Below are 18,594 nucleotides of genomic sequence, written 5' to 3'. Positions count from 1 at the left end.
GGAAGCCGCAGCCGTCGGACCGTCTTCCGGAAGTCATGGCGCACCAACCGGGTGGAATCCGGTAAGTTCGAGTCCGGCCGTCTCTTCGAGTCCAAGCGCGATATTTGCGGCGTGGACTGCCTGCCCGGCCGAGCCTTTCATCATGTTGTCGATGGCCGAGAAGACGACCAGTCGTTTGTTCGCGGCATCGACGTCGAAGCCAACCTCTGCGCGGTTCGATCCGGCGACAGATTTTGGCTCTGGGTAGCGGTAGACACCGCTCCCGCCGGCGACGATGTCGACGAACGGTTCGTCGGCGTACTGGCCGCGGTAGGCTTTCCAGAGGTCGCTGTTCGAGACTGGCTCGCCGGGGAACAGGTGACAGGTTGCTGACGCACCGCGGATCATGTCGACTGCGTGCACGGTAAAGGAGACATCGAGACCGAGGAACTGCTCGATTTCGGCCTCGTGGCGGTGGCCTGTCGGCGCGTACGGCCGCACGACACCCGAGCGCTCGGGATGTGAGGAGGCCTCGCCGCCGCCGGCACCGCCTTCGCTCGACCCAACCTTCACGTCAATCACAACCTGCTCGTCGCCGGTGAGAATACCCTCTTCGACCAGTGGAAGCAGCCCGACAATCGTTGCCGTCGCGTTACAGCCACCGGCGGCGATGAGGTCAGCACCGGGCAGTGCCTCGCGGTTCAGTTCGGGCAGCGCGTAGACCGACTGTTCGAGCAGTTCGGGACGCTCGTGGCCGTCGTACCACTCGTCGTACTGCGACTCTGCGGAGAGGCGAAAATCTGCGGAGAGGTCGACGACCGTGTCAGCCACGTCTTGAAAGCGGTCGATTGACCCCATCGAGACGCCGTGTGGCGTCGCTGCAAAGAGTACGTCGACTGATTCCAGTTCCTCCGGGTCAGAGAACCGAAGATCCAGATTCCGGAGGTTCGGGTGGGCGTTGCCGACGGTCTTGTTCGTCTTCGAGCGACTGGTTGCCTGTGCGACCTCGAATTCGGGGTGGCCGGCGAGCAATCGGAGCAGTTCACCGCCAGTGAAGCCGCTGCCGCCGACGACACTCGCGGTGTAGGTCATTGTTCACCCTCCGCAACCTCGGTCTCCAGCCAGTCGACCACCGCCGCGGGCACGTCCGTGTCGATGGCTTCGTTCAGTGCCTTGAACTCGACGTTGTGGTTGACCTCGTGAACCGTGTAACCATCACCGGTTTCCATTAGATCCACACCCAAGAGCCCGCCGCCGACTGCTTCGCTTGCGTCTGCGACGAGTTCGCGGGCCTCATCGTCCAACTCGAACTCTTCAGTTTCCGCGCCCTTGGCAGCGTTGGTCAGCCAGTGGTCAGATTTGCGGACCATTGCGCCGACTGGTTCGCCGTCCAGCGCAACGACGCGGATGTCTTGACCGGGCTTGTCGACGAACTCCTGGATGTAGAAGACTTTGTGTTCGTAGTGACCCAGCGTCTCCTTGTGCTCGAAGATGGCCTCCGCTGCGGACTCGGAGTCGATTTTCGCCATCAGGCGACCCCACGAGCCGACGACCGGCTTGAGCACGCAGGGGTAGCCGAACTTCTCGACGATATCCATCGCCGACTCTTTCGTGAAGGCAACGTCAGTCGCAGGCGTGGGAACACCTGCCCCTTCGAGCGCGAGGCTGTTTTTGACTTTGTTCGCACAGATTGCCGCCGTCTCGGCGCTGTTGACAATCGGGATGTCGTAAGCCTCGGCGAACCGTGTGGTGTAGAGACTCCGACTCGTCGCGAGACACCGGTCGACGAGTACGTCGACATCCGCGAACGATTCGGGCGGTTCCGAGAGACTGAACGTCTGCTTGCGAACGTCGATCTTTGCGATATCGTGCCCACGGTCCCGAAGCTCAGAGAGTAACAGCTTCTCGTCGCGGCGGATCCGTGAGTAACAGATTCCGACTTTCATGTGTATCTCCGTGCCGTACGGCGGCCGGTGTGACCGCCAACGCGTGTCACGTCACTCACCCCAGTCTTCTTCCAGTTCCGGTGCCTCTTCGAGCTGGACCGGATCAACTGCGATTACTTCGAGTTCTGCACCCGTGACCGGGCTGTCGATAATTTCGCCGATTTCGACGTCTGCCGGGACATCGATCTCCTCTCCTGTGATCGGGTCTTCTGCCGTGACTGTCTCGTCTGTCATCGTACTCGCGTATAACGAACGAGATTACTTAAACCCGTCGAATATATCATATTGTATTTACGTACAGAGTAAGCACTAAGGCCTTCAAAAGGGTGATTAACCGAAATACTGCGAATCGATATCAGATATTAGGTATATTGGCCCGGCGGGGCCGTGGTGGCTCAGACATACTGTGACACCTCCGAATCGAGTCTGGTTGCCGCCGCCGCGAGCGACGCTCGGCGCTCGTCCAGTGTTGTCTGGTCTTCGCTCACACTGTCGCGGGCACGGTCGAGATGTTCGCCCACCGCTGACGGCGCAGGACCACCCCGGGAGTCACGCATCCGGACGCTCTCCACAGGGTCCAGCGCCGCCTCGATAGCTGCCCTGTCGGCGACCGCGTCCAGCGGTTCGCCGAGTTCGGCTTCGACGGCCGCCGCAATCTCGTCGATGCCAGGGTCTTCGTGTTCGCCGGCCCGTGCGACGATTTCGTGGGCGGTGCGGAACGGAATCCCTGACTGTGCCAGTCGGTCGGCAACGCCCGTCGCCGTCGCAAACCCTTCGCTTGCCGCCGCTTCCAGTTTCTCGGCCGGCCAGTCGGCGGTGACGACAGCCCCGACGGCGACTTCTGTCGAGGCGGTCACCGAATCGATTGCCTCGTAGGCGTGGCTCCCAGCGCGCTGCAGGTCGCGGTTGTACGCACGCGGCAGTCCTTTCAGTGTCGTCAACAGGCCGTTCAGTCCGGCCGTCGTATCGCCGGTCCGACCCCGCACTAACTCCAGCGTGTCGGGATTTTTCTTCTGGGGCATGATGCTCGATGTCGAGGAATACTCGTCGGCCACCTTGACGTGACCGCGGTTCGCGAAGGTGACCATATCTTCCGCCAGCCCCGACAGCGTCGTTGCCAGCGCTGTCGTCGCCGCGGTTGTTTCAACGAGGAAGTCACGGGCTGACGCGCCGTCCATCGCGTTCTCGACAAGCCCATCGAAGCCGAGCAACTCTGCGGTGCGCTCGCGGTCGACGTCGAACGGTGTCCCTGCGAAGGCCGCTCCACCCAGCGGTGACTGATTAATTCGCTCGTAGGCATCGAACAGTCGGGCGGTATCTCGCGCGAGTGCGCTCTCGTAGGAACACAGCCAGTGGCCGACTGTGGTGGGCTGGGCTGGCTGGAGATGCGTGTAGCCGGGCATCACCGTCTCAGCGTGCTCTGCAGCCACGTCGAGCAACTGTTTGCGGGCCCCGACGACGGTTTCGAGGAGGTCGAGGACGCCCCCGCGCAGTCGGTAGCGGATACAGGTCGCAACTTCGTCGTTCCGGGAGCGGGCGGTGTGCATCCGACCGCCGTCCGGACCGACGCGGTTGATGACTGCCGTCTCGATAGCCTCGTGGACATCCTCTCCGTCGGGCAGGGCATCGTGGCCGTCCGTTTCGACATCGTCGAGGGCAGCCAGAATCTCACCGGCGGTGTCCTCGCCAATAATCTCCTGCTCTGTGAGCATCACGACGTGTGCCCGGTCGACGGCCAGGTCAGCCGCGAAGATGCGCTCGTCTGCCGACAGCGAGGAGAGAAACGCTCTGGCTGGGCCGCCGCTGAAGCGTTCGCGGCGGACGACACTCTCGCCGTCCGCGCTGTCCTCGCTGTTGGCCTCGGGGTCTGTCATTGGTCAGTTGTCGTTCTGTCGGGCGCGCTCCATCGCGCGGTTTGCGAGACGGGACTGGAAGCCGTGGTATTTGGCGACTCCGGTGGCGTCTTCCTGCGTGATACCGCCGGTCACGTCCTCCTCGTTGAACGAGGCGGCACTTTCGCTGTAGACTGCGTACTCGCTCTCGCGGGCGACCGGTCGGCAGTGCCCACCTTCGAGTTTCACAGTCACCGTTCCGGTGACGCGCTCCTGTGTGGTGTCGATGAATCCTTCGAGTGCACCAACGAGCGGTGCGTCGACAAGCCCCTGGTAGCCTTTCTGGGACCACTGCTGGTCGATCTGTTGTTTGAACTGGCGCTCTTCCTGCGTGAGGACGAGCTGTTCGAGAGCTTCGTGGGCAGTGAGCAGCACCGTTGCCGCGGGGTGCTCGTAGTTCTCCCGCACCTTGAGTCCGAGCATGCGGTCTTCCATCATGTCGGTGCGACCAACGCCGTGGGCACCGGCCTGCTCGTTGAGCGTCTCGATGAGTTCGACTGGTTCGACGGCCTCGCCGTCTAGCGCGACCGGCTTGCCGTCCTCGAATTCGAGTTCGACCAGTTCCGCGTCCTTCCCGCTGGGATTCTGCGTCCAGTCGTAGATGTCGTCGTCGGGAATCGTCGCCGGGTCTTCGAGCTCCGAGCCTTCGACGGAGCGACTCCAGAGGTTCGTGTCGATGCTGTAGCGACCTTCAGAGCCACCCTCGACGGGCAGGCCGCGCTCCTCGGCGTACTCGTTTTCCCACTCGCGGGTCAGGCCGAGTTCGCGCACCGGCGCAATCACGTCGAGGTCAGAGTCACGCCAGACAGCCTCGAACCGAAGCTGGTCGTTGCCTTTGCCGGTACAACCGTGGGCCAGCGCGGTACAGTCGTTTTCGAGGGCGACTTCGAGAATCGCTTCGGCGATAACCGGGCGGGCCAGCGCAGTTCCGAGCGGGTAGCCCTGGTAGGTTGCGTTGGCCTTGACCGAGCGCATACAGAGGTCGGCGAACTCTTCTTTGGCGTCGACGACGTAGTGTTCGAGATTGAGCGCTTCGGCAGTCTCTTCGGCCTCCTCAAACTCTTTTTGCGGTTGGCCGACATCGACGGTGACGCCGACGACTTCGTCGTAGCCGTATTCTTCTTCGAGTAGCGGTACACAGACTGTGGTGTCGAGCCCTCCCGAGAAGGCGAGCGCGACGCGTTCGGTTCCTTGGTTTGACATTGTGTGTCTGTCGGGTGAGAGATAGCCGCCCCAGAACCCGACGGTGGGCGGTCAGTTGGAAACAGTTCAGGTCGACAGTGGTGAGTGATGATGCGGGCCTAACGGCCCGGCCGCCGTCGCCGAAGAATGAGTGGCTGTACGGACCCACGACTGGCCTCGGACGCTTGCGTTGGCATGTGGGTCCGCGTCATGTAGCTGTGTCTCTTGGAGGAACGTACTAATATCTTCCGAGACTGCCCGTCTTCGAGAGCTGTTGACATACCACGGCACCAGCGACAAGACTGCCTGTTGTCACAGGTCGCGGTAACGACCACGGGTAGCGAAATCGTCACGCCGGATGAAACCCATTAATAGACGATGTCTGACACAGAGCACGTTCACGAACAAGTGGATGAATCGGTCGAGAACCGCAACATGTGGGCCCGCCGTCGGCGAGAGGGGATTCCAACGGGCGAGAATCTGCTCGTCGTCGCGTGTATGGACGAGCGTATCCCGGTCGAAGACGCGCTGGACCTCGAACTCGGCGACGCACAGATTTTCCGCAACGCCGGCGGGAAGGTGACAGACGACGTGATTCGGTCGGCTGCGCTGACGACGAACTTCTTCGACACCGAAGAAATAATCGTCATCAACCACACCGACTGTGGGATGATGAGTGCGCCCGACGAGGCGGTTCGTGAAGGAATGGAAGCACAGGCTGGCGACCTGGACGACGTAGACCTCGACCCGTCGCTGCCCGAACTGAACATCGGCGACGCCGACGTGATGGAGTGGGTCAAGATGACCGACGACATCGACGAGGCCTGCGCTGCACAGGTCGAGTCCCTCCGCGAGTCAGAACTGATTCCGGACTCGGTGACAGTCACGGGCTACATCTACGAAGTCGAATCCGGCGAACTCCGCCGGCCGGGCGAACGCGTCGCCGAAGAAATCAGCGAACGACAGCACTAGCGCAGGTTGCGGACGACATCGAGCAGTTTTCCGGGCAACTGCACGCCTTTGACCGTTACGCCGATAATCACCATCAGCGCGTACAGGCCAAGCGTCGACAGCCAGATGACGAGCATTGCAAGCACCGCAAAGCCACTGCTGAGGAAATAGAAGGCTCCAAGCGTCATCAGAGTACCATATAGCAAAACGAGATACGGTCCCCAGCCAGTCGCTTTCCCGCGCCGTGACCGTTTGCGAATGTACTGTTTCAGGTCGGCTTCGAGTTCGTCGCGGTGGACCGTCTTGTTGTCCAGTCGGTCCTCCATTTCGTCGATTTCCCGCCGAAGTTCGTCGAGGTCCGACTGGGTTACGCGTGCGCTCACATCTGGGTCGTGACGGCCGGTCGGTCCGTCTTCGCCGTCGCCGTTGTCACCGTTGCCCGAACCGTCGTCGCCATTGTCGCCGTTATTCGCCGGCTCTGGCGGTGCTGTCGCCGGTTCGTCGGTCCCTGTCTCGTCAGTCTCAGTGTCCGCGTGAGCGTCGTCGTCGGACGGCCCGTCAGCCTCAGTCATACTCCGTTGGGTATGCTCTCGTAGCCCCTCCTGTTGTAGTTGCCGGTCTGTCTTGCGCTCTGAGCGGACAACGTTGACTGCCGCCCCGAGCAGAATGATCAACCCGCCAAAATAGAACCAGACCAACAGCAACAGCACGCCGCCGAGGACGCCGTACAGCTCTAGGGAACTTGCGTTGGCCGCGTACAACCCAAATCCAGCCCCCAGAACGGTCCAGCCAAGCCCGGCAACTACCGCTCCTGGTATCGCCTCTCGGGCCGGAATATCACGATTCGGGAAGATGTAGTACATCGGGAAGAAAACGCTCGTCAGGACGATGACCAGCCCAATTGTGCCGGTCAATCCAGCAAATGGAACGTTGACGACGGACAAAATCGCGCTCAGTGCAACCGTCCCGGCGACGGCGAGCACAATCCCGAACAGGACCAGCAAGGCGTCTCGCACCTGAGAGAGAATCGGTTTCGGCATATTTGCGCCGTAGATCCGTGAGAACGCGATATCCAGTCCTCGGAAGACCCGCAACGCACTCCAGAGAAGCACCGCGAGTCCAACGGCGGTCACCCCGCCCGCGCCGGAGCCACTGACGAGTGTTTCCTCGATGAGCGCGGCCGTCGACGGCGTGAGAAAACTGTTGAACGTTGCGAGAACCTCTGTTGCGACAGCCTCACCGGCCAGCGCCGCCGCGAGGGTAATTGCGACAATCAGCAGCGGGATAATCGAGAGAAAGGCGTAGTACGCAATCGCCGCAGCGAGAAACGGAAGTTGTCGCGTCTGTACGACAGCAACTAGCGAGCGGATATCCGCAGTTGCACGTTTATGATTCACAGTCTCTCCTGTGGGCGAGAGCAGTATATAGCCTGTCACTAGCTCCGACAGCGAGTAAACAGCCTCGGGCGCGGTGTTGACGCAACTCGGAGATTTGCGAAAGCCGAAAATCTGCGGTTTTCGGAAGGGCGGGGAACTCGCCCTCGCAACTACTTTAGAGGCCGGCCCACAACGCTCTCGTATGGACCAGTGGCGCCTCCGCTCCAGTCGCGGCACCTACGTCTTGCTCGTCGCGAGTTTCCTCCTCATCGGCCCCACAGTCGCCGGCGTCGGCGCAACGCTCCCGCTCGTGGTCGTCTTTGCAGCCCTCGCCGTTGCCTTCTGGGCTGGCCGTGACTCTCTCCGCAAACTGCCCGTGGTTGCTGGCTACGACACCGGCTGGTACGCCCGTGATAGCTGGCTGGCTGCCGCTCTCAGCGGTGTGGTCACCCTCGCTGTCCTCGGCGCGCCGCCGCCGGAACTGCAGGCTGCCGGTGGCTTTGCCGGACTCGTGGGGATGGTCAACTACTTTCTCCGACCGCTGTACCTGCTGATTGTCGAGACAATTCTCAGCGTGGTTCGTCTCTGACCCGTTCTCCGAGCGAATTCACGCAAAAACTCAGGGCAGCGCCGCGACGACTGTTGATTCTTGCCACGGGCGGAAAGTATATGTCATGCTGTCCCATGCCAGTACAATGTATGAGCGAGCGACCCGACGCGACGGTGGGGGTATCGGCGAGCGAGAGCACGGCCGCGGGCGACGCGCTCGAAGCAACCGGGGCCTACGAAACGGCTGAGGGAATTGTCCTCTACGACACAGAACAACCGCTGGCGTGGCTGCAATCTGACGGTGCGGTCGAACTCTCGGAGATGCAGTAAATCCGAACGGATTTTGCTGTTGAGTTACTACCGAGAGCCGTGAGCGACCCGTTCGACGGCGACCCGGACGACGTTTTCGAGCCTGCGGAGTCCGAGACGGAGTACGGTGCGGACCAGTTCGATAATTCCGACCCGGCCGCGTCTTACGAGGAGGGGACGCTCGACACGTCGCCGTCGGTTCCCGAAGCCCCGACACCAGACAGTCCAACTGACGTTGATTACAGCGACGTCGACCCGGAGTTGCGCACGCTCTTCTGGAAACTCGTCGTCGTCGTTAAACTCACGCTGTTGACGCTTACGCTCGGCGTGCTTTTCGTCACGCTCGGCGATAGTCCGTCGCTTGGCTGGCAACTGCTCGCTGCCGGTGCTGTCCTCATCTCCTACGGCGCCTACCAGTACCGCCAGAGCAAGGCCCGCATCGACGACGAGGACTTTGACCCCGTTCAGCCCGACAGCGACGCTGACGGCGACCAGCCGAGCGAGGCCACTGACCCCGGACGGTCGAACCCCGACCAACCTGCTGGTGGTGAGCCGTGAACCGTCAGCCAGTTGCGGACGACACCGGCCAGCGCTATCTCCTGTTGAAACGCTCCGGTGAATCCAGCCTCGTCCGCAACGCCGATACCGGCGAGCGCACGCACCTCCCCAACGACCGCCTCGAACCTGTCGAGGGTGCCTCGACTGTCGGGACGATTCTCACCGGCGTGCCCGAGGACCTCCAGACACTCGTCACGGCCGTCCATGACGACCGCTCGCTTGCGCTGCTTGTCGAACTCGACACCGAGGGGCCGATGGCTGTCCGTGAACTCCTCTCGGCGTACGACTTCTGCGAGAGCGACCTGCACGGCCTGCTCGCCGAACTGCAGGCTGCCGGACTCATCGCCGAAACGACCGTCACCGGCGAGCGGGGGTACGAGACCACCGACGAGGCGACGAGCGCACTCGAACATCTTCGCGAGTAATCAGGTTTTCAGCCCACTGCCCGTCAGCGCGACGACGACATCTTCGTCGGGAGCGATTGCGCCCCGAGCGCGGAGTTCGTCCATCGCGGCTGGCGCGACTGCACACGTCGGCTCGGTGTAGAAGCCGTTTCGGTGCAATCGGTCGTACTCCGCCTGCGTCGTGTCGGCGTCGACTGCCAGTGCATCCCCGCCACTCTGCTCGATTGCCTCATGAATCGCCGTCGACTGTGCCGGCGCAGTAATCTGGATGCCGTCGGCGAGGTTGTTCTCGCCCGCTGCTGCGGCCTCACCGTGGCGCTGTGCCACCACCGGCGCTGCACCGGCGGCCTGGACTCCGTACAGCCGTGGCATCTCGTCGATGTGGCCCGTCGCAGCCAGTCGCTTGAATCCTCGATACGCGCCGAGAAAGAGCGTCCCGTGGCCCAGTGGTGTGACGACGGCGTCGGGCGCGGACCAGTCACGCTGGACGGCGAGTTCGTACGCAACAGTCGACGTTCCCTCGAAGAAGGCCGGATTCCACGCGTGGCTGGCGTACCACGCGTCGCCATCTTCGACGGCGTCGAGACAGGCTTCGGTCACGGCTGCTCGGTCGCCGTCGACTGTCCGAACAGTCGCACCTGTCCGCTCGATTGCCCGGAGTTTCCCGGGCTTGGCGTCGGCCGGGACGAAGATTTCAGCTTCCAAGCCAGCGCGGGCTGCGTAGGTGGCAATTGCCGCGCCCGCATTTCCGGAGGAATCTTCGACGACTCGGTCAACGCCGATTTCGAGCGCGTGTGAAATCGTCGCTGCTGCGCCGCGGTCTTTGAAACTCCCGGTCGGAAACAGCCAGTCTAGCTTGTAGTCGACGTCTCGTTCGGGCGCGTCGACCAGCGGCGTCCATCCCTCGCCGAGCGTAACGTGCTGGTCGACCGCGAGCCAGTCCTCGAATGCCCAAATTCCGCGGTCTCGGTCGATTTCTGAGAGTTCTCCCGTCGGCGTGTCGGCAAATTCCAGCGGCGCGCCACAGTCACAGCGCCAGCGGGCAACACCCGGCTCGTGGCGCTGCCCGCAGTCTGAGCAGACGTACTCGGTCATCTTACCACGCAGATTCGAGCACGCCGACCAACGCTTCTTCGCTCGCGTCGAGGTCAGGCGGACAGTTGCCCATCAGCGAATCGTGCATCGTCGTCTCCGCGATGGCCTCCAAATCCTCGCGCTGGATGTCCTCGACACCGCGGAGTTGTGTGGGCAACTCCAGTGCGTTCCGGACGCCCTCGACTTCCGAAACGATTGCGTCCCCGAGTTCGTCGTGGCTGTGCTCGTCAGTGTCGATGTCGAACGCGTCGGCGAGCAACTCACGGCGGCCGTCGGCGTGTTCGAAGAGGTATTCGAGCGCTTTCGGCGCGACGATTGCGTGGGCCGCGCCCTGCTGGATGTCGCTGTGGGCGGTCAGCCCGTGGCCGAAGGCGTGAATCAGCGACAGCGTCGTTCCGCTGGGCTGGGAGATACCGTACTGCACGAGAATGATGCCTTCGAGAATATCCGAACTGTCCCACGACTCTCGCTCGTCAGAGAGGGTCGGCAGGGCGTCCCACAGCAGCGAGAGGCCGCGCACGGCGGCGGCGTCGGTTACCGGCGTCCCGTTGGCGGCGTACAGCGACTCGATTCCCTTGTCGAAGCCGTTCATCGCCGAGGCTTGCAAAATCTCTCGCGGTGTCGTTTCCAGCAGCGCGTGGTCGTAACAGAGCAGTTCGGGCATCAGTTGCGGGTCCATAATCCCGCCGCCGACTGGCTCTTCGACCAGTCCGTTCGCAGGACTGGCGGTGATGCCGCCGAGAATCGAGAGGTCTGCGCCCGCAAGCGTAGTCGGGATGGCGACGATTGGGAGCAACTCGCCATCTGGGACCGGCACCAGCCCGCCGGCCTCGAACTGCTCGGCGATGGTTTGCTCGTCGGTGTCGCCCGACGCGACGGCGCTGATTCCTTTCGCAACGTCGAGGCTGCTCCCGCCGCCAACAGCGACGATTGCGTCGGCGTCGAGTTCGTCGGCGCGGCGTGCCCCCGCGAACACTGTCTCCAGTCGTTTGTCAGGTGTCGTCTCGTCGAAGACGCCGGCCAACCGGTCGCCCAGTCCATCAGCAATCGGGTCCATGACCGCCGCTGTCGAACCGACAGTCTGGCCGCAGACGACCATCGCGCGCTCACAGTCGAGTCGAGCGAGGTCACCGCTCAGCGACCCGACGCAGTTGCGGCCTTGCCTGATCGTTCCGGGGTCGTACTCGAAGCGATAGCTCCGTTCGTCCATACTGTCGTCTGGAGTGGACGGAAGATAATACTGGCTCCCTTCTTCGTCCTCCGACATGGCTTGACGTCTGGCTACAACCGCCGTGTCCGACACGGGGTTTCATTGGTCGCTCGCCCAAATATCGGGGCAGATGACTACCGTACTCGTGCAAGCGCTGCCGTACACGATGCTTGCCGTCGTGACAGCGATGATCGGCGGCGTCGTGGCGGTCTACAGAGCGCCGGGGCCACAGATGGAGAGCAACATCCAGCATTTCGCGGCTGGTGTCGTCACCGCGGCGGTCGCAGCCGAGTTATTACCAGACCTCCACGAGGAGACGCCGGCAGTTGTCGTGATTGGGTTTGCTATCGGCGTCGCGACAATGCTCGGCGTCCACGAACTCAGCAAACGCATCGAAAAACGCGGCGTTGGCGGCCAGTACGCGGGCGCGGCGGGACTGCTCATCACCGTCGGGATCGACATGGTGATCGACGGCATCCTGATTGGTGTGGCCTTCCTCGCCGAACCGGACACCGGCGTGATCATCGCGATTGCCCTGGCCATCGAAGTGCTGTTTCTAGGCGTGGCTGGCGTCGTTGCGCTGCCCACGGAGATGGGGGCGCTTCGCAAACTCGTCGTGCCAGCAGCGTTCGGACTGCTGTTAACGACTGGTGTCACTGTTGGCGTTCTCGGGTTCGGCGGGGCCAGCAGTGCGCTCATCGCTGTCGTGTTGGCGTTTGGCGCGGCGGCACTGCTGTACCTCGTGACTGAGGAGCTATTGGTCAAGGCACAACAGGTGCCCGAGACCCCAGTCTCGACGACGCTGTTTTTCGTCGGCTTTCTCTCGATATTCCTGCTCGATCTTCTCTGACTGGCGACCTGTCCAGTCACGAACTGCCCGGAACGCAACGCTCGTGCGACAGGTATTATTACGCCGACAGGTAACCACTGACCAATGCCTGAGTGTGATTACTGTGCGGATTCATTCCCTGACGAGGACGCCTACCTCCGCCATCTGGCCGACGAGCACGAGGGTGAGATGTCTCGCATCGACCAGCGCCGCGTCGATGACACGCTCTCGGGTGGGTCGGCCGACGGCATGAGCTCCAACGCCAAGGTCGGACTCGCTGGATTGAGTGTCATTATGCTGCTCGCAGTCGCGCTCACTGGCTATCTCGTCGTCACTGGCGGCGATGTCAGCGACCCGCCCAGCCAAGACGGTATCGAACAGCCAAGCCAGATCGGTTCCGCCCACGAACACGGACAGATAACGATCACCATCGAGGGTGAATCACTGGACCTCCTCGCCGACGAGTTCAGACTCGCCGACGACGCCTTCCACACCGAGGGGACGAAACGAGTGAGTGGAGACAGCTACCTCTGGCACAAACACGCACAGGATGTGACGCTGCGGTACGCGCTCGATACGTTTGGCGTCGCGGTTAACGACGCCGGCACCGAACTCACCTACGACGGAACGACCTACAACGACGACGACCCCGGGACGACAGTCGAGATTACCGTCGACGGCGAATCGGTTGCGCCCGGTGGGTTCGAACTCAACAGCGTGACCGACGAAGCCGCCGCAATCCGCGGTGAGGGCCAGAATATCGCTGTCACCGTGACCACCGAGAACTGACCCTGAACACAGCGGTTTTGCGCTCGCGGACCGTAGCGAGTCGCGTGAACGAGTTCGGATTCGAGGTGGCGCTGTGTGCACAGCTCGAGCGTGACCGCTCGGGCGTGCTGAGCCGCCAGCTCGGAGCCGCGCCCCACGGCAGCCGGGTGATGGATATTGTCTGTGTCGAACCCGGCCCCGAATTTGCGGACCGGCAGGCGATTACCGAACAGACGATTCCACCCGCAGCCATCGAGAGTGACGTTGGACCGGGCACCGCTCAGTACTGGCCCGCGGTGTTCGATGGCCACCCGGACCGGGCCGACGACGTTCGCGAAGCGGCGCTCGAATGTGGTTTTTTCGAGTCCGAGCGCCGACAGGGCCGTGAGTACGTCCGCCAGACAACTCGCTATCCGGACTGGTACGACCGCCTGACTGGCATCGAGAACAAGCCTGACCTCGGGACTCCCGGCGCACTGGAAACCCAGCTTCTCACGGACACGAAACTCGCTCTGCTGGACGAAGTCATTCTGGCGACGGAATCGTACGTCACCGGCGCACATCGAAATCGCATCCCCGACGCGGTCGGAATCTGGCGGTTCGACCCCGAAACCGGCGAGCGCGAGGTGCTTCGCGAACCCGAGCAACTCCCCGTCGAAGAGTCGGGAGTCGAATTACTGGACCGCCGCAGTGCCCAGACTGATATTGCAGTTGTCGAACCTGCGGAGATTCGCCGCCAGCGCCGCCGTGTCGCCGAACGCGCCTACGGCAAGGGCTGGCGGAGTTACGACCTGCCAGCCTGCGCCAACGTCGACCCCGACGACGCGGGCCTGCCGTACTGTTCGTACCACGACCGAATCGTCGACCCGGCCCGAGACTGCGGCGAGGACTGCGACGGCTTCGAAGCTGCCGACTCGCCGGACATCGCTCTTGGTTCGATCCGCGCCGAGCGTACCTCGTGGGAGCCCGACCCTGCGGGGCGACAGCGCCGCCAGAGCGGACTCGACCAGTTCTAGTGACACCATCTTTTTCAGCGTCGCCTTTCCTCGCGGCCCAGAGCCGCTGCGGGAAGGCTCCTCGAAAAACATGGGTGAAAATGGCTGAACGCTCGCTTCGAGGTTTCCCTTCGGTCAACCTCGCACTGCTCGCGTTCAGTGAACCGCCCTCACTACGCTCGCGCGGACAGCCATGCCACCCGTTGATCAGTGCGACAGCGCAAATTTCTCAGGAACAATGGCACGACATCGTCGACAATTGACTGCGTACCCCGGTCTCTGACACGCCACCCCAGAATTATGTGCTCGCCGGCCAACCAAATCGTATGACTCCACAGCCGGCGGTCACCACCGACCGCCACGAACAGCCCGCAGACCTCTTGCAGGACCTCGTTCGCTTCGAGACGGTCAACCCGCCCGGCGACGAACGCGAGTGTATCGAGTGGATCGACGACCTGCTCTCAGCCTACGGCGTCGAGACCGAAAGCTATGCCCGCGACGCTGACCGGCCGAATCTGCTGGCCCGAATCCCCGGCGGCGACGCCGCGCCGCTGATGGTCTACGGTCACGTCGACGTGGTCCCAACGACGAATCAGGAGTGGACCCACGACCCCTTCGAGGCCGTCCACGAGGACGGGCACATCTGGGGCCGTGGGACCCTTGACATGAAAGGCGGGGTGGCGATGTACCTCGCCGCCTTCTGCCGACTCGCCGCGGCGGACGTGACCCCGGCGGGTGATATTCTCCTGCTGGTCGTCTCTGACGAGGAGGCCGGCGGCGACGACGGACTGGGCTGGCTCGTCGACGAGCATCCCGAGTTGTTCGAGGACGTTGAGTACGCCATCGGCGAGTTCGGCGGCTTCGAGTTCGACGTTGCTGGTGTCGACACCTACCCGATTCAGACCAACGAGAAACAGGTCTGCTGGCTCGAAGCTACCTTCAAAGGAAATAGTGGCCACGCCTCCTTCCCGACGCCGGACACGGCGATGGGGAAGATGGCTCGCTACGTTGAGGCTGTCGATGGAAATCGCTTACCGGTGAATATCACACCGAGCGCCGAGCAGATGGTCGAATCTGTCGCCGACGAACTCGACGGCGAGCGCGCCGAGCAGTTCCGGGGCTTGCTCGACCCCGAGCGAACGGACGATATCCTCGACGAGATGGGCGAGGAAGGACGGATGTTCGACGCAATCCTGCACAACACCGCGAACGTCACGAAGGTCCACGGCGGCGACAAGCAAAATGTCGTGCCCGAGGCGGTGACAGTCGCACTGGACTGTCGGCTCGTCCCCGGCGAGCAACCTGAAGACGTTATGGCCGAGTTGACTGAGTTGACCGGGATGGAGCCGGAGTACGAGATTATCCGCTTCGACCCCGGCCCACCGGCAGCGGATCTTGGGTATTTCGACGAACTGGCGGAGATACTGGAGGCCGAGACTGACGGTGTCGCCATCCCGCTGTTGATGGCTGGTGCGACCGACGGCCGCCACCTCGCGGAGGTTGACGTACAGAGCTACGGCTTCACGCCGATGCAACTCGGGGACTTGCCCTTCCTCGATTTGGTCCACAGCGGCGACGAGCGCATCCCCGCCGAGACGGTCGCGTGGGGGGCCGACCGGGTGTACGAGGCGATTACCAGCTACGGCCCGTAGGGAAGTTTGGGAGCTATCGCCGGCAAGTATCCAAAGACAATTTATTGCGCAGACCTACCCTCAGATATGGCCGTCGTAAACGAGATTCGGAAAGGTGTCAAGGCCCGCCCGCTGGCCGTCACGACAGTGCTGTCGGTGATTGGCTACGTCTTCGTCATCGGCACGTTCGCTGGCGTGCTAGACTTCTACCCGGAGCTGTCGGCTGAGCAGGTCCGGCTCTCCGCGCACATCATTGCATTCATCAACACGCTGGCGCTGGCCGCCCTGCTTGCGGGTGTCTACTTCGTCAAGAACAACGAGTACCGCAAGCACCGCGCCGCGATGTTGACCGCATTTACCCTCATTCTGGCCTTCCTCGTTGTCTACCTGACCAAGGTCGGTGGTGGCTTCGAGCGCGAAATTGTCGGCGCGCCCTCGCTGGTCTACGGGGCCTATCTGGTGATGCTTGCAGTCCACATCCTGCTGTCGATTGTCTCCGTTCCGGTCGTCATCTACGCCGTTGTCCTCGGACTCACCCACAGCTTTGCCGAACTGAAAGGCACCCGGAAGGCGCTGGTAGGGCGCATCGCTGGCGGGGCGTGGATTCTTAGTCTCGCACTCGGAATCATCACCTACCTGCTGCTCAATCACATCTACGGCGCACAGCCACGCGAACCCCGCGGCGAACTGTTGGTGCTCGCGGCTGGGACCGCACCACTCCGCGTGGTTGTCCACCGAATCGCCAACTGGCTGGCCGGCTCGGAATCCGCCTAACGGCCACGAACGGCCGATTTGGCGGCTGAGGCCGCTGACAGCCGTACCCGACAGTATTTAATATGTCCGTTTCCTACAGCTACAGTGTAATGTCGGAAGTCTGCTCGACGTGCGGGCTGCCTGAGGAGCTTTGCGTCTGTGAAGACGTGGCTAAAGACTCCCAGGAAATCAGCATCCGCATCGACGAGCGCCGTTACGGAAAAGAGGTAACGATTATCGAAGGCTTCGACCCGAGCGATGTCGATATGGACAGTCTGTCGTCGGACTTGAAATCCAAGTTCGCCTGCGGGGGGACCGTCGACGACGACCAGATCGAACTCCAGGGTAACCACCTCGGCCGGGTCGAGGATTTCCTCCAAGATAAGGGATTCAACGTTGCCTAGCTAGTCTTTTCCGTGGCTGTCGGCTATCGACGCCACTGTGTTGTGCGGACCAACTGTTGTCGACAGCCCCGGCTCAGAAGAATTTGAAGAGGTCGTCGCGCTGGGCGTCGTGCAGGTGTTCGCGAATCGCGTCGTACAGTGGCTGCATACTTCCGCGTTTGGCGCTGATCGGTGCGATGGTGTCGCTGTGCTGTTGCCACGGCGGTAACAGCCCAAATCGGTCGGCAATCTCGTCGAGTCGCTCATCTCGCTTGTCGACTTTGTCCATCTTGTTGACCGCGAGCACGGGCGACACCCCAACGTCGCGGAAGAAGTGATACAGTTCGACAGTGTGGGGAATCGACTCTGGGCCAGTGTGGCGGTCGATGATGTCGACGGCTGCCTTGCCGTCGAGGACAATCACGCCGACGAGAATGTTGTCGGCGTACTCCTCGACGTAGCGGACGATGTCTGTCCTGATTTCCTCTTGGACGTCGTCGGGGACACCCTGCATGAACCCGAAGCCGGGGAGGTCGGTGAGGACGAAATCCTCCGGAGCCCAGTCGTAGTGATTCGGCGAGCGGGTCACCCCGGGCCGCTGGCCAGTGTCGAAGGTGTGGCCGGTAATCTCTCGCATCAGCGTCGATTTCCCAACGTTGGACCGGCCCGCGAGGACAATTTCGCTGTCGCGGTCCGGACGTGTCTCGAACATACCACCCAGTAGGCAGGCCGTGGGCAAAGGTCGTCCGAAACGAATCGGCCCGCAAGCGGGCCAGAATCAGGCGTAGGTTTCTTCGAGGTACTCGACGATGTCGTCGCTTTCGGGCATCCCTTCGACGCCGTTGTCCTTGTCGACCAGCACTGGAACGCCAGTTTGACCGCTGACATTTTCGACTTCAGTTCGCTCGCTGTGTGAACTCGGCACCATGTGTGACTCGTAGTCGAGGCCGAGTTCGTCGAGTTTGGTGGTTACTTTCGCGCAGTACGGACAGCCTTCGAGTTCGTAGAGTTCGAGGTTTGCCATCACCAGAGATAGGAGCGCCAGCCACAAGAATCGGACGGTACTGCCACCGTCGCGCACGACCGCCGAATGCCGATGCTTACAAGCAGGCGGCGGGCAAACGCTCAGTATGGACAGCGCCGACCTACTCGAAGCCGTCGAACAGGAGCAACAGACCCAACTCTCCCGGCTTGGCTCCTCGAAGTCTCTCTATGCGGACACCGGGGGCGAGATGGAGGCCGGGCCGATTCTCTCCGCCGCCGCAGACGGCGCCATCGCGGCCGCCGAAACCTTCGAGGAGTGGGACGGAGATGTGTTCGCCGACGCCGCCGAACGCGTCCGTGACCAGTACGACGACATCCTCGACGAACTCGACGAGTACGACCGGAGCGACCCGCCAGCGGCCGTCTCCGCGCTTGCCGAGACCGAGGGCACAGTCACGCAGCTCGGCGCTACCGTTGGCTGGACACTCGTCACTGAACGCAAGAGCACCCAGTCTGGCGGGTACTTTACCGGTCAGGCCAAGCCCATGATTGCGAGCACGTTCCGGGCCTTCGGCGACGATTACGACGAGATTCGAGACGCAGCGCTCGCAGCAATCGATGACCACTGTGACTCCGACGCGGAGTACGGCGAGGCCAAGGACGCGGCGGTGGCTGTCATCGAAGCCGCCTACGACGAGTATTTCGAGACGCTGAAATCACTCGGTATGAACCCGAAACCGGTCTGCTGAGTTGACGAAACCGTAATTACCTCCCGGTTGGGTCACCCCCGCTTTTATTTA

The 18,594-nt window shown here is 62.3% G+C and carries 22 protein-coding genes; 12 read left to right on the top strand and 10 right to left on the bottom strand.

Going from position 1 to position 18,594, the window contains the following annotated elements; all coding sequences use genetic code 11:
- Positions 1 to 33: 33 nt before the first annotated feature.
- The 5 genes from argC to ACMGFM_RS10095 form a co-directional block, all read right to left on the bottom strand.
- The gene (gene argC / locus ACMGFM_RS10115; protein WP_436902445.1) at positions 34 to 1,071 is read right to left on the bottom strand and encodes an N-acetyl-gamma-glutamyl-phosphate reductase; all 1,038 of its coding nucleotides are present in this window, start codon (positions 1,069 to 1,071) and stop codon (positions 34 to 36) included.
- Positions 1,068 to 1,925 (bottom strand): lysine biosynthesis protein LysX, encoded by an 858-nt coding sequence (gene lysX / locus ACMGFM_RS10110; RefSeq protein ID WP_436902444.1) that lies wholly within the window; start codon positions 1,923 to 1,925, stop codon positions 1,068 to 1,070. Before lysX ends, argC begins: the two co-directional genes overlap by 4 nt.
- A 51-nt stretch (positions 1,926 to 1,976) precedes the next feature.
- Positions 1,977 to 2,159, bottom strand: a complete 183-nt coding sequence (gene lysW, locus ACMGFM_RS10105) for a lysine biosynthesis protein LysW (protein WP_436902442.1) — start codon at positions 2,157 to 2,159, stop codon at positions 1,977 to 1,979.
- Positions 2,160 to 2,320: 161 nt separating this feature from the next.
- On the bottom strand, positions 2,321 to 3,799 hold the full coding sequence (argH, locus tag ACMGFM_RS10100) for an argininosuccinate lyase (protein ID WP_436902440.1): 1,479 nt from the start codon (positions 3,797 to 3,799) through the stop codon (positions 2,321 to 2,323).
- Positions 3,800 to 3,802: 3 nt separating this feature from the next.
- The gene (locus ACMGFM_RS10095) at positions 3,803 to 5,020 is read right to left on the bottom strand and encodes an argininosuccinate synthase (protein ID WP_436902438.1); all 1,218 of its coding nucleotides are present in this window, start codon (positions 5,018 to 5,020) and stop codon (positions 3,803 to 3,805) included.
- Positions 5,021 to 5,377: 357 nt separating this feature from the next.
- Here ACMGFM_RS10095 and ACMGFM_RS10090 point away from each other — a divergent pair, with 357 nt between their 5' ends.
- Positions 5,378 to 5,971, top strand: coding sequence for a beta-class carbonic anhydrase (locus ACMGFM_RS10090; protein WP_436902437.1), 594 nt, complete (start codon positions 5,378 to 5,380; stop codon positions 5,969 to 5,971).
- On the opposite strand, the gene ACMGFM_RS10085 is transcribed toward ACMGFM_RS10090, so the two are convergent.
- Positions 5,968 to 7,347 (bottom strand): YihY/virulence factor BrkB family protein, encoded by a 1,380-nt coding sequence (locus tag ACMGFM_RS10085; RefSeq protein ID WP_436902435.1) that lies wholly within the window; start codon positions 7,345 to 7,347, stop codon positions 5,968 to 5,970. The genes ACMGFM_RS10090 and ACMGFM_RS10085 overlap by 4 nt on opposite strands.
- Before the next feature lie 181 nt (positions 7,348 to 7,528).
- Between ACMGFM_RS10085 and ACMGFM_RS10080 the strand changes: the two genes are divergently transcribed.
- The 4 genes from ACMGFM_RS10080 (at position 7,529) to ACMGFM_RS10065 (ending at position 9,167) form a co-directional block, all read left to right on the top strand.
- On the top strand, positions 7,529 to 7,915 hold the full coding sequence (locus ACMGFM_RS10080; protein WP_436902433.1) for a hypothetical protein: 387 nt from the start codon (positions 7,529 to 7,531) through the stop codon (positions 7,913 to 7,915).
- 110 nt (positions 7,916 to 8,025) lie between these two features.
- Positions 8,026 to 8,205, top strand: coding sequence for a DUF7331 family protein (locus tag ACMGFM_RS10075; RefSeq protein ID WP_436902432.1), 180 nt, complete (start codon positions 8,026 to 8,028; stop codon positions 8,203 to 8,205).
- Positions 8,206 to 8,244: 39 nt separating this feature from the next.
- On the top strand, positions 8,245 to 8,742 hold the full coding sequence (locus ACMGFM_RS10070) for a DUF7322 domain-containing protein (RefSeq protein WP_436902430.1): 498 nt from the start codon (positions 8,245 to 8,247) through the stop codon (positions 8,740 to 8,742).
- Positions 8,739 to 9,167, top strand: coding sequence for a DUF7346 family protein (locus ACMGFM_RS10065; protein ID WP_436902429.1), 429 nt, complete (start codon positions 8,739 to 8,741; stop codon positions 9,165 to 9,167). The genes ACMGFM_RS10070 and ACMGFM_RS10065 overlap by 4 nt, the downstream gene beginning before the upstream one ends.
- Here ACMGFM_RS10065 and ACMGFM_RS10060 read toward each other — a convergent pair whose 3' ends face one another.
- Together ACMGFM_RS10060 and ACMGFM_RS10055 are read right to left on the bottom strand one after the other, a co-directional pair.
- Entirely contained in the window at positions 9,168 to 10,241 is a 1,074-nt protein-coding gene (locus ACMGFM_RS10060) for a pyridoxal-phosphate dependent enzyme (RefSeq protein WP_436902428.1), read from the bottom strand.
- A 1-nt stretch (position 10,242) separates the two neighbouring features.
- Positions 10,243 to 11,451: an iron-containing alcohol dehydrogenase family protein gene (locus tag ACMGFM_RS10055; RefSeq protein ID WP_436902426.1), complete on the bottom strand. Its 1,209-nt coding sequence runs from the start codon at positions 11,449 to 11,451 to the stop codon at positions 10,243 to 10,245.
- A gap of 130 nt (positions 11,452 to 11,581) precedes the next feature.
- Here ACMGFM_RS10055 and ACMGFM_RS10050 point away from each other — a divergent pair, with 130 nt between their 5' ends.
- From ACMGFM_RS10050 to yciH, 6 genes are all read left to right on the top strand, one after another.
- Positions 11,582 to 12,301: a ZIP family metal transporter gene (locus tag ACMGFM_RS10050; protein ID WP_436902425.1), complete on the top strand. Its 720-nt coding sequence runs from the start codon at positions 11,582 to 11,584 to the stop codon at positions 12,299 to 12,301.
- An 84-nt stretch (positions 12,302 to 12,385) separates the two neighbouring features.
- On the top strand, positions 12,386 to 13,069 hold the full coding sequence (locus ACMGFM_RS10045) for a hypothetical protein (protein ID WP_436902423.1): 684 nt from the start codon (positions 12,386 to 12,388) through the stop codon (positions 13,067 to 13,069).
- Positions 13,070 to 13,113: 44 nt separating this feature from the next.
- On the top strand, positions 13,114 to 14,064 hold the full coding sequence (locus ACMGFM_RS10040; protein WP_436902422.1) for a DUF5787 family protein: 951 nt from the start codon (positions 13,114 to 13,116) through the stop codon (positions 14,062 to 14,064).
- Between the two features lie 305 nt (positions 14,065 to 14,369).
- Complete coding sequence (locus tag ACMGFM_RS10035; RefSeq protein WP_436902421.1) at positions 14,370 to 15,695, top strand: M20/M25/M40 family metallo-hydrolase; 1,326 nt, start codon at positions 14,370 to 14,372, stop codon at positions 15,693 to 15,695.
- A gap of 66 nt (positions 15,696 to 15,761) precedes the next feature.
- The gene (locus ACMGFM_RS10030) at positions 15,762 to 16,448 is read left to right on the top strand and encodes a DUF420 domain-containing protein (RefSeq protein WP_436902420.1); all 687 of its coding nucleotides are present in this window, start codon (positions 15,762 to 15,764) and stop codon (positions 16,446 to 16,448) included.
- An 89-nt stretch (positions 16,449 to 16,537) separates the two neighbouring features.
- Positions 16,538 to 16,831 (top strand): stress response translation initiation inhibitor YciH, encoded by a 294-nt coding sequence (yciH, locus tag ACMGFM_RS10025; RefSeq protein WP_299275124.1) that lies wholly within the window; start codon positions 16,538 to 16,540, stop codon positions 16,829 to 16,831.
- A 73-nt stretch (positions 16,832 to 16,904) separates the two neighbouring features.
- On the opposite strand, the gene engB is transcribed toward yciH, so the two are convergent.
- Together engB and ACMGFM_RS10015 are read right to left on the bottom strand one after the other, a co-directional pair.
- Entirely contained in the window at positions 16,905 to 17,522 is a 618-nt protein-coding gene (engB, locus tag ACMGFM_RS10020; RefSeq protein WP_436902419.1) for a GTP-binding protein EngB, read from the bottom strand.
- Positions 17,523 to 17,588: 66 nt separating this feature from the next.
- Positions 17,589 to 17,834 carry a glutathione S-transferase N-terminal domain-containing protein gene (locus ACMGFM_RS10015; RefSeq protein WP_436902418.1) on the bottom strand — a complete coding sequence of 82 codons (246 nt, stop codon included), beginning with the start codon at positions 17,832 to 17,834 and terminating at the stop codon, positions 17,589 to 17,591.
- Between the two features lie 106 nt (positions 17,835 to 17,940).
- On the opposite strand from ACMGFM_RS10015, the gene ACMGFM_RS10010 reads away from it, so the two are divergent.
- The gene (locus ACMGFM_RS10010) at positions 17,941 to 18,543 is read left to right on the top strand and encodes a rubrerythrin family protein (RefSeq protein ID WP_436902417.1); all 603 of its coding nucleotides are present in this window, start codon (positions 17,941 to 17,943) and stop codon (positions 18,541 to 18,543) included.
- The last annotated feature ends 51 nt before the right edge of the window (positions 18,544 to 18,594 follow it).

This window comes from Halovenus halobia, from assembly GCF_051414135.1.
Taxonomy (GTDB): domain Archaea; phylum Halobacteriota; class Halobacteria; order Halobacteriales; family Haloarculaceae; genus Halovenus; species Halovenus halobia.
The sequence above is the reverse complement of the archived record's forward strand: the minus strand, read 5'-3'. Positions and strand labels throughout refer to the sequence as shown.

Coding starts and splice junctions, on each gene's coding strand:
- ACMGFM_RS10095 (WP_436902438.1), bottom strand. CDS start 5,020: ATGTCAAACCAAGGAACCGAACGCGTCGCGCTCGCCTTCTCGGGAGGG.
- ACMGFM_RS10030 (WP_436902420.1), top strand. CDS start 15,762: ATGGCCGTCGTAAACGAGATTCGGAAAGGTGTCAAGGCCCGCCCGCTG.
- yciH (WP_299275124.1), top strand. CDS start 16,538: ATGTCGGAAGTCTGCTCGACGTGCGGGCTGCCTGAGGAGCTTTGCGTC.
- ACMGFM_RS10080 (WP_436902433.1), top strand. CDS start 7,529: ATGGACCAGTGGCGCCTCCGCTCCAGTCGCGGCACCTACGTCTTGCTC.
- ACMGFM_RS10060 (WP_436902428.1), bottom strand. CDS start 10,241: ATGACCGAGTACGTCTGCTCAGACTGCGGGCAGCGCCACGAGCCGGGT.
- ACMGFM_RS10035 (WP_436902421.1), top strand. CDS start 14,370: ATGACTCCACAGCCGGCGGTCACCACCGACCGCCACGAACAGCCCGCA.
- ACMGFM_RS10045 (WP_436902423.1), top strand. CDS start 12,386: ATGCCTGAGTGTGATTACTGTGCGGATTCATTCCCTGACGAGGACGCC.
- argH (WP_436902440.1), bottom strand. CDS start 3,799: ATGACAGACCCCGAGGCCAACAGCGAGGACAGCGCGGACGGCGAGAGT.
- ACMGFM_RS10090 (WP_436902437.1), top strand. CDS start 5,378: ATGTCTGACACAGAGCACGTTCACGAACAAGTGGATGAATCGGTCGAG.
- engB (WP_436902419.1), bottom strand. CDS start 17,522: ATGTTCGAGACACGTCCGGACCGCGACAGCGAAATTGTCCTCGCGGGC.
- ACMGFM_RS10075 (WP_436902432.1), top strand. CDS start 8,026: ATGAGCGAGCGACCCGACGCGACGGTGGGGGTATCGGCGAGCGAGAGC.
- ACMGFM_RS10015 (WP_436902418.1), bottom strand. CDS start 17,834: ATGGCAAACCTCGAACTCTACGAACTCGAAGGCTGTCCGTACTGCGCG.
- ACMGFM_RS10010 (WP_436902417.1), top strand. CDS start 17,941: ATGGACAGCGCCGACCTACTCGAAGCCGTCGAACAGGAGCAACAGACC.
- lysW (WP_436902442.1), bottom strand. CDS start 2,159: ATGACAGACGAGACAGTCACGGCAGAAGACCCGATCACAGGAGAGGAG.
- argC (WP_436902445.1), bottom strand. CDS start 1,071: ATGACCTACACCGCGAGTGTCGTCGGCGGCAGCGGCTTCACTGGCGGT.
- ACMGFM_RS10055 (WP_436902426.1), bottom strand. CDS start 11,451: ATGGACGAACGGAGCTATCGCTTCGAGTACGACCCCGGAACGATCAGG.
- ACMGFM_RS10050 (WP_436902425.1), top strand. CDS start 11,582: ATGACTACCGTACTCGTGCAAGCGCTGCCGTACACGATGCTTGCCGTC.
- lysX (WP_436902444.1), bottom strand. CDS start 1,925: ATGAAAGTCGGAATCTGTTACTCACGGATCCGCCGCGACGAGAAGCTG.